11 protein-coding genes are annotated in these 14319 nt (G+C 37.3%); all 11 read right to left on the reverse strand.

The window, feature by feature from the left end; genetic code table 11:
- Positions 1 to 10: 10 nt before the first annotated feature.
- On the reverse strand, positions 11 to 2401 hold the full coding sequence (rnr, locus tag BR87_RS05965; RefSeq protein ID WP_035029843.1) for a ribonuclease R: 2391 nt from the start codon (positions 2399 to 2401) through the stop codon (positions 11 to 13).
- A gap of 5 nt (positions 2402 to 2406) precedes the next feature.
- A complete protein-coding gene (locus BR87_RS05970) occupies positions 2407 to 3162 on the reverse strand; it encodes an alpha/beta hydrolase (protein WP_035029845.1) in 756 nt (251 codons plus the stop codon).
- A 241-nt stretch (positions 3163 to 3403) separates the two neighbouring features.
- Positions 3404 to 4354 (reverse strand): Mn/Fe ABC transporter substrate-binding lipoprotein EfaA, encoded by a 951-nt coding sequence (gene efaA / locus BR87_RS05975; protein WP_035029848.1) that lies wholly within the window; start codon positions 4352 to 4354, stop codon positions 3404 to 3406.
- Positions 4351 to 5196, reverse strand: a complete 846-nt coding sequence (locus BR87_RS05980; RefSeq protein ID WP_035029851.1) for a metal ABC transporter permease — start codon at positions 5194 to 5196, stop codon at positions 4351 to 4353. The genes efaA and BR87_RS05980 overlap by 4 nt, the downstream gene beginning before the upstream one ends.
- Positions 5196 to 5930: a metal ABC transporter ATP-binding protein gene (locus BR87_RS05985; RefSeq protein WP_035029854.1), complete on the reverse strand. Its 735-nt coding sequence runs from the start codon at positions 5928 to 5930 to the stop codon at positions 5196 to 5198. Before BR87_RS05985 ends, BR87_RS05980 begins: the two co-directional genes overlap by 1 nt.
- Before the next feature lie 400 nt (positions 5931 to 6330).
- Positions 6331 to 6567 carry a preprotein translocase subunit SecG gene (gene secG, locus BR87_RS05990; protein WP_035029857.1) on the reverse strand — a complete coding sequence of 79 codons (237 nt, stop codon included), beginning with the start codon at positions 6565 to 6567 and terminating at the stop codon, positions 6331 to 6333.
- Between the two features lie 81 nt (positions 6568 to 6648).
- Positions 6649 to 7917 carry a DUF1015 domain-containing protein gene (locus BR87_RS05995; RefSeq protein WP_035029860.1) on the reverse strand — a complete coding sequence of 423 codons (1269 nt, stop codon included), beginning with the start codon at positions 7915 to 7917 and terminating at the stop codon, positions 6649 to 6651.
- Positions 7904 to 9112 (reverse strand): 3-phosphoglycerate dehydrogenase family protein, encoded by a 1209-nt coding sequence (locus BR87_RS06000; protein ID WP_035029863.1) that lies wholly within the window; start codon positions 9110 to 9112, stop codon positions 7904 to 7906. The genes BR87_RS05995 and BR87_RS06000 overlap by 14 nt, the downstream gene beginning before the upstream one ends.
- Position 9113: 1 nt before the next feature.
- A complete protein-coding gene (gene serC, locus BR87_RS06005) occupies positions 9114 to 10196 on the reverse strand; it encodes a 3-phosphoserine/phosphohydroxythreonine transaminase (RefSeq protein ID WP_035029865.1) in 1083 nt (360 codons plus the stop codon).
- Positions 10197 to 10681: 485 nt separating this feature from the next.
- The gene (locus BR87_RS06010) at positions 10682 to 11179 is read right to left on the reverse strand and encodes a mannose/fructose/sorbose PTS transporter subunit IIB (protein WP_035029868.1); all 498 of its coding nucleotides are present in this window, start codon (positions 11177 to 11179) and stop codon (positions 10682 to 10684) included.
- 224 nt (positions 11180 to 11403) lie between these two features.
- The gene (locus BR87_RS06015; protein WP_035029871.1) at positions 11404 to 14280 is read right to left on the reverse strand and encodes a sigma-54-dependent transcriptional regulator; all 2877 of its coding nucleotides are present in this window, start codon (positions 14278 to 14280) and stop codon (positions 11404 to 11406) included.
- Between the last annotated feature and the right edge of the window lie 39 nt (positions 14281 to 14319).

Genomic DNA, 14319 nt, shown 5'->3' on the forward strand with positions numbered 1-14319 from the left:
TCCTTGCTTTTTATCTAGTTTTCTTTTTAGCGGGCTTTTTCTTAGCCACATCTTTATAAAAAGGCTTAGCTTTCTTTTTATCTTTTGCTGATTTGCTTTCTTTGTTGCGGTAAGGTGTCTTTTTTTTGTCTTTGTCTTTACTTCCTTGATTCTTTTCCCGGTTACCTGTTTTCTTTTTATGCGGCTTCCCGTCTTTTTTTAACTGAGGGATAGAATCAATTTTTGGCGCATTTGGATCAGGCACCAATTCAAAATCGATCTCGCGAGTTTCTGGATCTGCTCTCATAACTTTTATTTTAACTTTTTGGCCGATGCGGTAAACAACTCCTGTATGCTCCCCAACCAACATCAAGCGTTCTTCAATAAACTCATAATAATCATCTTTCATATTGGAGATATGCACTAAACCTTCAACAGTATTGGGCAATTCGATAAACAAGCCGAATCTTAAAACAGATCCGATAATGCCTTCGTATACTTCTCCAACTTTATCCATCATGTATTCTGCTTTCTTCAATGCATCTGTTTCTCGTTCAGCGTCTACTGCACGTCGTTCCATTTTAGAACTCTGAATAGCAATATCCGGCAGCAGGTTATTCCACTTAGCTAGCTGCTCTGAACCTGTTCCTTGTTCCCCATAAGAACGGATCAAGCGATGTAAAATTAAATCAGGATACCGCCGTATTGGCGAAGTAAAATGTGAATAATACTTAGCTGCCAAGCCATAATGCCCCAAAGACTCTACATCATACTTAGCTTGTTTCATACTGCGCAGCATCATAGTCGAAATAACTGATTCTTCTGGCTTGCCGGAAACACTGTTTAAAACTTTCTGCAGGCTCTTAGGAGTAACGGTTTCACTCGACCCTTTCATCGAAATACCGAATGCTGTGACGAATTCCATAAACCGCTGCATCCGGTCACTGTCCGGTTGCTCATGGACCCGATAGATCATGGGTACTTTCAAGCGGGTGTAGTGTTCAGATACGGTTTCATTGGCTGACAGCATAAAGGACTCAATAATTCTTTCACCAACGCCTCTTTCTCGCAAAACGATATCCAAAGGATGCCCATCTCGGTCTACAATGATTTTAGCTTCTGGCGATTCAAAATCGATTGCTCCGCGTTTTTTTCGTTTTCTTTCCAAAATAGTATGCAATTCTGCCATTGCTTCAAACATCGGTACTAGCTCTTCATGCTCTTTGCGAACAGTTTCATCTTCATCCATGATAATTTGGTTGACTTGTGTATAACTCATTCGGCGATAAGAACGGATCACACTTGGAAAAATGTCATGGCTAACAACTTCTCCTGTTTGATCGATCTCCATTTCACAACTCATCGCTAAACGGTCTTCATGAGGATTCAATGAACAAATTCCATTTGATAAGCGATGCGGCAGCATCGGTATAACGCGGTCTGTTAAATAAACACTCGTGGCCCGGTCGTAAGCTTCAGCATCTAATGCACTGCCTTCTGTAACATAATAAGAAACATCCGCAATGTGCACGCCTAAATGGTAGTGCCCATTTTCCAACTTCTTAACCGCCACTGCATCATCCAAGTCTTTTGCGTCTTCTCCATCAATGGTTACGACTACTTCCTCTGTCAAATCACGTCGCCCAGTTCTATCTTCTGGGGAAATCTTTTCAGAAACTTCATTTGCTTCAGCCATAACTTCATCAGGGAATTCAACTTGGATACCGTGTTTATAAACGATGGTCAAGATATCGATTCCCGGATCATTTTTATGCCCGATAACCGTTTTTACTATCCCTTGCATACTTCTCGGAAAATCACTATCAGGATACAGTGTGATTTCAACTAATACAATCGCACCATCTACTGGTTTGATCCCTTTTTCTTCGATAAACACACGCGTATCTGTTAGTTTTTTATCTTTAGGCTCAATGTATCCATACAATCCAGTTTCTTCAATTCCTTCTTCTGTATAAGCAAAAAATTCACCAACCAGCTGTGTGAATTTACGTTCAATTATCGCTTTAACACGTCCTTCAGCGCCTTTATCAAACCAAGGTTCAGCTGGACGGATAATCTCAATCGTAACGGTATCGCCATCTAAAGCAAAGTTAGTCTGATGTGCCGGGATATAGATATCGTCCTCTTCTCCCTCAATCGATACAAAACCGAATCCGCGGTCGCTTGCTCGAAAGGTTCCGGATAGAACCGGCTCCTCTGTCGGCAACTTAAATTCACCTTTTTTATTCAGAAAAACAGTTCCTTCTCGTTCCATCTCCGCTAATGAGGAAACCAATAATTTGAAATCGGTTGAACCAGTCAGTCCCATTCCTTCGCTGATGTCCTTCACTTTAAATGCCATTTTCTTTTGTTCTTTCATATATACTAAAATAGCTTCTTTTATCGTCTGATTATTTTTCATTAAGTCTACTCTCCATTCCAATTCAAATCAGATAGGAATTTAAGTACATCCTTTTCTAACTCTTTATGATCCGCTCCTACTGTAATGACATGCGTGCTTTTTTCGTACCAGTGAAAGTCCACTTTCGCATGAATTAAAGCTTCTTTAAACTGAACCGCAATTTGCGGATCAATCAACTCGTCTTGTCCAGCTTGTGCAATAAAGACAGGTTTTGTTATTGAATTATATGCCGGTACCATTGAAGCAACAATTTCTGATATGCCGGCTAGTTGTTTGTCTAAACCTTGTTCCACTTCAGGCATCCGAGCTTCAATTTCTTCATTCGTTTGACCAGCATGTTTCTTTACATTTTTAACATAGCGTAAAAAAGTTGAACGTACATTGTTTTGATCATAATTCAAGGTAGGGGAACAAAACGTTCCGCTAGCTAGGATATTTTCAGTTGTCATGGTCTTCGTTGCAATAACGCCGCCTAAAGACAATCCGAAAACAGCGATTTGACGGTACCCTTTTTCTGTTAAAAATTGCAGGGCATCTTTTGCATCTTGTATCCAGTCAGTTGGAGACACTGCTAAAATATCTTCAGGCTCTAAAGTGCCATGTCCTTTAAAGATTGGAGCATAAACAGTATAATTTTCTTTTTCTAAGGCTCTCCCCATCATTCGAACATCATTCGGTGATCCCGTATAAGCATGAAATAAAATAACTGCTTTGGGTCCTCTTTCAAAGAAAAATGGTTGCGGCAATGTTCTTTTTACCATTAAAAAATCTCCTCCTGTAACAATTCCTGTTACTTTCTATTTTACTGTATATTTCGTCATTTTCATACCAAAACACTACAAAACGCTTTTTTATTGAATGGGAACTTTTAAAAGTTGTAAACAGACACATAAATGATGCATTGACTAATAAGCAAAAGTTAGCAGTGTAAACCCGCCATTATGGTTTACACTGCTAACTTTCATTTTTTTAGGAATATCAGTTAAACAGGTAGTTGTATGTTTACTCTGTTTTTCCAGATAATCCTTCATGTATTTTTGTTAAATTCCATTCCATCATACCGTAATAGCTGTCGCCATCTTCGCCTTCTTTTGCGATAGAGTCAGTAAAAATAGTAGAATAAATTGGAACTCCGGTTTCTTTTGAAACACTGTTCATACTTCTTTTATCGACACTTGTTTCAACAAACAAAGCAGGAACGTCACTGCTTCTGACTTGATCAATAATTGCACTCATTTGGTCAGGAGTTCCTTGGTTTTCAGTATTGATTTCCCAAATGTAAGCTGCTGTTACTCCATAAGCTGCCGAAAAATATTTAAAAGCTCCTTCACTGGTTACGAGCAATTTTTGGTCTTCAGGAATATCTTTAAATTTTTCTTTTGCTTCTGCATCTAGTTGAGCCAATTTATCTGTATACTCTTTTGCATTAGCTTCATAAACTTCTTTATTGTCAGGGTCTTTTTCTGATAAGACGTTAGTGATGTTTTCAACGTACTGAATGCCATTGCTGATGTCTAACCAAGCATGAGGATCTTGTTCTGTTTCTTGTCCTTTTGATGACAAATACATTGGTTCAACGCCTTTACTGGCAGCAAAATAATCTTTTCCGTCTTCTTTTCCAGCAGTTTTCATTAATTTAGTAAACCAGCCATTTCCGCCAGTTTCAAGGTTCAGTCCGTTATAAAAAACGACATCCGCTTCCGTACCTTTCTCAATATCGGCTGGAAGAGGTTCATATTCATGCGGGTCTGTTCCAACTGGTACAATGCTGTGCAAATCAACATTATCGCCTGCAACATTTTTGATCATATCTGCTAAAATAGAATTCGTTGCAACAACTTGTAATTTAGTATTCTCATCAGCAGGAGCTGACGAGTCAGATGAGCTATTGCCGCAAGCTGCCCCCAAAAAGGTGACAGCTATTAAAGCCAGGAGTAAGTTTATTTTTTTCATTTTTTATCCTTCCTTCTCTTTATCAATAGTTGTTGTTTTGGTGAAAATAAAAAGGCAATTAAAAAGAAAACAGTAGTCGTTAATACGATCGCAGCACCAGATGCTAAGTTATATGAATAACTTAAGAACAATCCGATCACAGAACTGATGATACCAATTGTAGAAGCTATCAGAATCATGGTAGATAACTTATTTGACAGTAGATAAGCGGTAGCTGCAGGAGTGATCAACATGGCCACAACTAAAATCGTTCCAACAGTTTGTAAAGCTGCAACAGCTACTAATGTAAGCAGCAGCATCAAAACATAATGGATGAGCTGTACTTTTAAACCGTAAGCTTGCGACATGACGGGGTCAAAAGAACTGACGAGCAATTCTTTATAAAAAAGAACAACAAATAAAATAACTAAAATAGCAACGACAACAGTAATGATCATATCGGTTTGTGTAACGGCCAATACGTTTCCGAATAAAATATGGTATAAATCAGTCGAGCTTTTTGCAAAAGAAATAGCAATGATTCCGGCAGCAAAAAATGAACTAAAAACGATCCCAATAGCTGTATCGCTTTTCAACTTACTATGTTGTGTGACTAGACCAATAAGCAATGCTGCAAATACACCAAAAACAGTTGCTCCAATAAAGTAGTTTACTCCTACAATATAAGATACGGCTACACCTGGAAGAACTGCATGTGAAATAGCATCTCCCATTAAAGACATTCCTCTTAAAATGATGAAACAACCGATAACTCCGGATACGATTCCGATAATGATAGAAGTAAATAAAGCATTTTGTAAAAACTGGTATTTAGTTAGACCATCTATAAAGTGTGCAATCATTAGTCATTAACCCCCTTAATCATCAAATCACCCATTGAATCGCCATAAGCTGCTTTTATATTACTAGTCGTAAACGATTCAGCAATCGGACCATAACTAATGAGGGATTGATTCAAGATAACTAAGTCATCAAAATAAGTCGTTACTTTGCTTAAATCATGGTGAACAACCAAAATGGTTTTCCCTTCATCTCGAAGCTGTTTGAGCAAATCGATGATCACTTTTTCACTATTCATGTCGATTCCCACAAAAGGTTCGTCTAAAAAGATAATATCAGCTTCTTGAGCTAGTGCACGAGCAATAAAGACCCGTTGCAGTTGTCCACCGGAGAGTTCACCGATTTGCCGATTTCTAAATTCTTCCATTTTAACTTTTTTTAAACTTTCTATGACTTTTTGTTTTTCTCGTTCTTTTGGACGATGAAAAAGACCTAGTTTAGGGAAAGTTCCTAATAAAACAGCTTCTTCTACTTTGATCGGAAATGTTAGATCAACTGTATTGCGTTGTTCAACATAAGCGACTTCTTTTCTTACGTTGTTTAAAGGTTGATTATCAACTGTAGTTACTCCCCTTTCTGTTTTTACTAAACCCATCATGCCTTTTAATAAAGTTGATTTTCCAGCTCCATTCGGCCCAATGACTCCAGTAATAGCTTGTTCTCTGATAGTGAGAGACACATCTGAAAGAGCTGGTTCATCTTGATAGGTAACCGTGAGATTTTTCACGTCAATCATAGTACAACTTCCTTTCTTTCATTTAATTCTTTATCTATATATACGCTCATGTTTAAGGCATGCCTAAACCCTATTTAAAGTATAGCTAAACAGTCTTTTTTTAGCAAGCTTTTTAAGTTCTTTTCATTCAACTTTTTAAAATGGACTCTTTTCTAAACTGTTTCAGTTTAACTCTGTCTTCTTTAAATAGATTCACAGCGCATTCTATTTTAAAGACAACGGTTGCTTACCTTCATGCCAACTATTAAGTATCACTTGCTGAACAATTTTAAACTCAAAAAAAAAAAAAGCAGCGTGAGCATTTCTACTCACGCTGCTTAAACAGATTTTATTCCAACTTTATTTAATTCGTCCGCATTAGGAACGAAAAGCTTGAAAAGCCGGCTGTTTATATATTTGATTAATTTGCTGATAAATACGCTAATATTAACGCTACTGCGAAAAAAGCAATTCCTAATACGACGGTTACCCGTTGTAAGACAGCTTCAAACCCACGAGCTTTTTGTTTTCCAAATAATTGTTCAGCTCCGCCAGTAAACGCACTAGCTGCATTATTCGTTTTAGTAGGTTGCATCACAACTACAATAATCAGCAAAACTGATATAATAAGTTCAGCAATTAAAAATGTATTGTACAATTTTATTGCCCTCCCGTCTAACTTTTCTTCTGCAATTAACTTTACCACAATTAGCACTAAAATACTAGCAGAGTTCTTTTTTTATTTTTCCTTTTCTGCTGTCTGTTTATCTGTTTCCAACGGGTGGATAAATAAACCGCTAAGCAGTTTCGGCTCAAACCAAGTAGATTTTGGCGGCATGACTTCTCCACTGTCTGCTACTGCTAACAGGTCTTCCATAGTAGGCGGGTACATAGCAAACGCCACACTGAATTCCCCGCTGTCTACCGCATCTGCCAATTCTTTCAGCCCTCTGATTCCTCCGACAAAATCAATTCGTTTATCTGTTCGAATATCTTGAATGTCAAAAATGGGTGTCAGAATGTGGTCTTGTAAAATAGCAACATCCAATCCTTTGACAGGGTCATTTGTTTGAATATCTGGCTTTACTTTTAATTCATACCATTGGCCTGCTACATACATCCCCATTGTTTTTGCGGTTTTTGGCTTATAAGGAACCACACCTTTGTTATGAACTGTAAATGCTTCAGCTAATCTCTCAAAGTAATCAGGTTCAATCGGAACATTTACTACTCGATTGTAATCGATGATCGATAATTGATTTTCTGGAAATAAAACGGATAAAAAGAAATTAAATTCTGTTTCAACAGGAGCATTCGGAAATTGTGCTCTACGTTTTAGCGCTACTTTGACAGCTGACTCCGTCCGATGATGTCCATCTGCAATATACAAACATTTCACTTTTTGAGCAAAAAGTGCGACTAGTTTTTCAATCGTTTCTTCTCGGTCTACTACCCAGACACGGTGTCTAACATCATGGAAACTTGAAAAATCATATACCGGTTCATAATGCGCCACCCAGTCGTTTACTACTTCATCAATCGTTTTGTTTTCACGATACGTCAAGAAAATGGGGCTTGTATTTGCATCTGTTGTATCCACATGATTGATCCGATCTAATTCTTTTTCTGCTCGGGTAAATTCATGTTTTTTTATTTTCTTATCTAGGTAATCTTCAACTGCAGTACAAACCACTAACCCGGTCTGCGGCCGTCCATTCATGATCAACTGATAGATATAAAAATTTTCAGTTGTATCTTGTTGGAACCATTGCTTTTCTATAAAGTTTTTTAAATTATCTGCAGCTTTTTGGTAGACTTCTTTTGCATAAGGCGGCTGGTCCTCGGCAAGATCGATCTCAGCTTTATCAATATGCAAAAAAGATTTTAGGTTAGTGCTGGCCATTTCACGTGCTTCCTTTGAATTCAACACATCATAAGGAAGAGAGGCAACTTCTTTCGCTGCCGCCTCATTAGGACGAATGGCTTTAAAGGGTTTAATTTGAACCATACTGATCCTCCTTTGTATTATTAGTTTGATTTCGTATGACTCTTACGCTTAAAATATCGGTAACTTTTTTAATGCGTTGAACAACCACCTCTAATTGTTCATCCGGAAGTTCTTCGATGTCAATTAATGTATAAGCGTAGTCTCCGCGTCCACGATTGATGATATTGAGAATGTTGATAGCGTCTTTAGCTAATTCCATCGACATTTGCCCGATCATATTGGTGACATTTCGATTCACGATCGCCAAACGAATAGGCGCCGTAAAAGCTATTTCGACTGTTGGAAAATTAACTGAATGAATAATATTTCCTGTTTCTAAAAAATATTTCACTGTATCGGCTGCTATTTTTGCACAGTTGATTTCAGCTTCAGAGGTTGATGCTCCTAAATGAGGAAAAACCACCGCTTTTTCTTCATGCACTAATGCTTCTTCTGCAAAATCAGTGAAATACTGCTTTAAGCGGCCTTTTCGTAAGGCTTGGATCACCGCTTCACTTTCAACTAATTCTCCCCGTGAAAAGTTTAATAAAATAGCTCCTTCTTTCATCAAACTGATGGTTTGTGTATCAAATAAGTTTTTGGTTTCTTTTATTAATGGAACGTGTACCGTCACGTAATCTGAATCTGCTAAAACTTCTTCAATAGAGTGAACACGTTTCACCCGTCTTGAAATCGTCCAAGCTGTATCTACTGAAACATAAGGGTCATATCCGACTACATCAAGTCCCAAACGATAAGCATCGTTGGCAACCATTGCTCCGATAGCACCTAAGCCAATTACGCCTAATTGCTTTCCTGCTATTTCAGTACCAATAAATCGTTTCTTTTCATTTTCTACTTGTTGGCTTATATCTGGGCCTTTTAGTGTATTGACCCACTTTACGCCATCAAGAATAGGACGAGCGGCTAAAATCATGCTAGCTAAAACAAGTTCCTTAACAGCGTTAGCATTAGCCCCTGGAGTATTGAAAACAACAATACCTTTTTCAGAACAAGCTGCAACAGGAATATTATTGGTTCCAGCTCCAGCTCTAGCAACAGCTTTTAAGTTCTTGGTAAACTTCATAGATTGTAAATCTTGACTTCTTAATAAAAGCGCATCTGGGTCATCGGTTTCATTCAAACTATACTGTTCCGGTTCGAATTTATTGAGTCCTTCTTCGGCGATTTTATTATATGTATTAATAGTCCACATCTTAATGCGCTCCTTTTGCATTCTTTTCAAATTGTTCCATAAAGGAAATTAAAGCTTTCACTCCTTCTAGCGGAAAAGCATTATATAAACTTGCCCGCATTCCTCCGACTGAACGATGCCCTTTTAAATTAACTAAACCGGCAGCTTCTGCTTCTTGGACAAAGCGTTTATCTAATTGAGTATTATTTGTCGTAAAAGGAATATTGGTTAGTGAACGCGACTTTCTTTCTACCGATGAAGTATATAACTCAGAAGTATCAATAGCTTCGTATAGCAGTGCTGCTTTTTCGCGGTTTATTTTTTCTATTTCCGCTACTCCTCCTAAATTTTTCAACCATTCAAATACCAGTTTTGCAATATAAATACTAAAAGTTGGCGGTGTATTGTACAAAGAATGGTGATCTGCCTGGACCTTATAATCAAGCATGGATGAGATGGGTTCCTTCAAGCCGATCAAGTCTTCACGAATGATGACGATCGTTAATCCTGCCGGTCCAATATTTTTTTGAGCTCCCGCATAAATCAAACCAAAGTCAGAGACCTGATAACAGCTTGATAAGATATTAGAGGACATATCAGCAATTAGCGGCACTTTCCCTGTATCAGGAGCGGTAAAAAAAGTTGTGCCTTCAATTGTATTATTGGTTGTAATATGGAGGTAATCGAAATCTTGTGCAATGAAAGGAACTTCTGGGACTTGCTTAAAGCCTTGTTCTTCTGAACTGGCCACTACCTCTACTTCCAACTGCTTGATTTTTCGTGCCTCAGAAATGGCTTTTTTTGACCAACTTCCTGAATCGACATAAGCTGCTTTATGTTTTCCTAAATTCAAAGGAACCATGCTAAATTGCAGACTAGCTCCTCCTTGCAAGAAAAGGACTTGGTAATTAGAAGGGATTCCCATCAGTTCCCGTAATAGGGCCTCAGCTTCTTCGATAATGGATTGAAATAAGGCAGAGCGATGGCTCATCTCCATGACTGACATTCCACTTCCTTGATAAGAAAGCAATTCTTCTTGGGCTCTTTTTAGAACAGGCTTTGGCAAAACAGCTGGTCCAGCTGAAAAATTATAGATTGGTTTCACACTCTTATCCTCCTATTTCCTACTCATCTTCTTATTATCTTTTTCTTTTCTTTTTTTAATCAAAGATGTTTGTCTTATTATAGCAATAATTTTTAATTAGGGAAGAGATTTTTAAGATTTTTCCCTTTTACACAGAATAAAAAAAGCTTTTCTCTAAAAAGAAAAACTTTCTTTGTTTTATGGTTTTTTGTTAATCGTGTTGATACTGCTTAAATAATGAAATTTCCTCCGAAATTTACGCGTCTACTTACAAGAGCCATGGGAACGACTGGAGCCTTTCAAGCCTTGTCATGGCTGTTGCTGCTTCAGCAGTTTTACAGACATGCTACACTTGGGCGCATGCCCACAGTGCTTCGTTTTTAAGAATCCTTTACATGGCTGCAAGCAGCCGCTATTCCTCCGAAAATTTCAAGATTGTGTAATAAATTCATTTTTCTTACTAACACTAAAAATAATAGAACCTGTTTTATTCTATATTTACTTATTTACAGCATGTTTTCTTTTTTCAAAAGATCTATCATACGAATTTTACTATCCGCTGCCACTTTACGGATTTCCAATTCGATACCACGGTCGTTTAAGTATTTAAAATATTCAACATCTGCTGCGTTTACAGCAACCGCATTAGTAACCATCTTTTTTCCTTCAGAAAAACTCATTCCGCCAATATTAACTGACTTGAATATGACTCCTTCTTCCACTACTCTTTTCACATCGCGCGGATTCGTGAACAACAACATGGCTTTAAAAACATCAAACTTAGGGTCTTGGTAAATGTCGATCATTTTATCAATTGTGATGACATTCGTAGCTACACCAGGAGGCGCTGCTTGTTTAAGCAGCGTCTTTCTTAACGTATCCTTCGCCACCTCGTCACTTACTACTAAAATCCGGTTTGCTTTTGATACTTTTGTCCAAACCGTTGCTACTTGACCATGAATCAAACGGTCATCAATTCGTACTAAACGGATATCCATTGTCATAACAAATGTTCCTCCTCATGCTCTTCTTCTAGTTTCAACAGGCTTTTTGAGATTCTTAATGAAGTGCGAAGGATTACCATTAACAAAAGATGCTGATAATCCTGTTCTTTTACCAATAACTAATCGAAAAGGTACGCTCTGATCTGCCAGTTTACTACTAGAGAAAACAACCTCTCCAAAACAATTTTTTAATCGTCTGGAGAGATTGTGCTCTTTGATATTCTTTACTGATTCAGCTCGTCTGTAAAATGATCCGTATTTAGTTGATCATCTGTTTGTGTCTCAAAAATTTTTAAGATATACACTATTTCTGAATCCGGAATTAATAAATTTAATTTTGCCTTGATCAAGGCATTCGCTTTAAGAACTGCGACGTAATACGGATTCGTTTTTTCAATACTTTCTGTTTCAGAAGAAAGGGTGTCATTTAACAGCACACGCTCTAGTACGCCTGCTACATGCATCACTAAGCCGATTTTCAAGCTATTACTAAAGGTCTCTTCTAGTTCAGTCTCAATGACTTGACTGTATTCCCATAAAATATCAATCAATTTATGAGGATTTAAGAAAGTAAAATACGTTCCTAAATATTCTTCACATAGTTCTTTTGTGTCAATAGATCGAACAAAGTCAGATTCTTTACTTTGGCTTTCTAAGACGACTTGTTTGATTCGCTCTTTGCCAGAAGATTGAAATAATTCTTCTAGTGTTAAATGCGGTGCTGCTATATTTGGATTGCTTACTCCGGCAGTCGCTAAAATTTGATGGTCTTCTGAGATTTTCTTGATCGTTGTTTCCATATCTATTAAAGAAATAGAAAAGACCTCGATTTCTTCATCAATAAACTCAGTAAGCAGTTCCTCAACACGCTGTTTAATTCTGACGGCTGTACCTTCTCCAGTTGAACAAATGGTAATGATGGCTTTTGGCTGATTCATTTCTTTATTGAAACCCTCTGCTTGTGAAGGATGCGAATAATCTAAAAAGTTACTGTATCCTCTGAAACTTTTCAATGAATCATAGATTTCATTTAGCGGACTGTCCATCAGTGAAGTTTTCCGTGCTGCTTCCAACACAACTGGTGTCGTCACCATATCAATCGTCTTGATCGGAATGTCCGTCTCTCGCATTAATTTAGTACCAAAAGAAGTTAAGGATCCCATATCTACTAACAGCAGCACACCATTGCCTTCATTAACCGTTTGAACAGCATCATGAATCAAATCATAAGCACGATGCGGGTTCATCTCTAACGGCATATCTACGGCAGCGATATTTTGAACATTCAGCAGTTTAGCTACAACTTGTACCATACTGGTTGCAGTACTTCGCCCATGAGCGGCTACGACTATCCCTACTCGCCCGACCAAATTTTGTTCTTTCAGAGAAACTAATAACATCGTCAAATACCAACACTCTACTTCTGGAACGATTATTTGGTATTTTTCTTTAATGTGCTTTTTGATCATCAAAGCTACTGCATATTCTTTTTGATAATTAGAAATCAATTTTTCTAGTTCTTTATTTGTTTTGGTCTGAACAGTTCCTTCTCTAGAACGTTTAATAAAAGAACTCAAATGCAAACTCATAGCATATAGAAAGTTATCTTTAAATTGATACTTTAAATATTCCTCTGCCATTTTCCAAATCTCTTTGGTCAATGTAATGATTTCTTGATCGACGATATCTTTTAAACCTTGTTCATTATCAAAGTTTAATTTGTTTGTTTTATAGAATGACTTTAAATGCAAATTAATATCCGTAGTAATAAAATTTTCAATGTTTTTTGCGTCGACGCCTTCTGCTTTTAATAAGGTTGCTTTGTCTCCAATAATTTCATATAGGTTAAATGGCAATTCATAGGTGTCTTTCTCCAAAATATATACAGAATCATCAGGATGCAAAACAAGTTTGGGTTCCAAATAATTAGAAATCTCGTTTAGTTCATTTCGGCGTTTAGCCAAACTTATCAACCCATCTTGTAAAGCAGGTGTTAAATCTTCCATAGTAATCGTTACTTCACTATAATTATCCATGCTATTTAAAAAACCTTTGGCACAGGCTAATTGAATATTTGATTTCAACTGACCTACGTTTCCATAAGTTACGCTGCCTAATAGCGCCTTAACGACATTTTCATCCACTACGATGCGTTTATCGATTCGTTTTGCTTCTATGGACAAAAGCAGTTTTAATAATTGAACACGTTCTTTTGCCGGGCGATCATTAAAAGCAGGCAATTGGATAGTGATCGGTATCCGCCGTACAAATGTTTTTAAAAGTGCGGAATCGGGATCTTCAGTCGTAGCACAAATTATCCGCACATTGGCAGTTAAACGTTCTTCCGCATCTCCCATCCGCTGGAAAGTTCCGTTATCCATAAAGTAAAATAGCATTTCTTGACCTTCTCGCGGCAAACGATGGATTTCATCTAGAAACAACATATTATTATCTGCTTTAAGCAACAGGCCGTCTTTGTCTTCTAAAGCACCTGTAAAAGAACCTTTCGCATGACCAAATAAATGAGACATCAACAGTTGGGGGTTTTGAGAATAATCGGCACAGTTAAAAACAATCATTGATTTGTTTTGATCGATCACTTCTTTTGCTTGAGAATATTGGTACATCGCATTTGCAAAAAAAGTTTTCCCTGAACCAGTAGGCCCGATAATCAAACTGTTCAACCCTTTAGGAGGATAGAAAATAGCGGCTTTCGCTTGTTCCATTTGATTTTTCAAACTGCCATTCGATCCGATCATATAATCAAATAAATCTTTGCCTTGTTTATTTGCCTGTGCTTTCTTTGACGGTTCTTCATTTTTCTTAATTAAAGTATGTTCTTTATAAGAACTCACTTTTTTAGAAAGCGGCTTCCATTTTAAACAGCTAGCATCTACATATCGAACAGGTCGTCCTTTTAGTTTAACGATTTTTTCTTCGCGAACTAATTCGTTTAATTCTTTGCTGACATTACTCCGAACGATATCTAAATCCTTAGAAATCTCTATCGTTGTTAATCCACTGCCAAAATCTAGTTCTTCAGCCGTTAATTGTTCTGTATTTTTCTTCACATATTGATAAATAAGATCTTTACGTTTCACTTGATCCCACCTTCTTTCGATATCGCTTTCATTCTACCA

This window comes from Carnobacterium mobile DSM 4848 (genome assembly GCF_000744825.1).
GTDB classification, from domain to species: Bacteria; Bacillota; Bacilli; order Lactobacillales; family Carnobacteriaceae; genus Carnobacterium_A; species Carnobacterium_A mobile.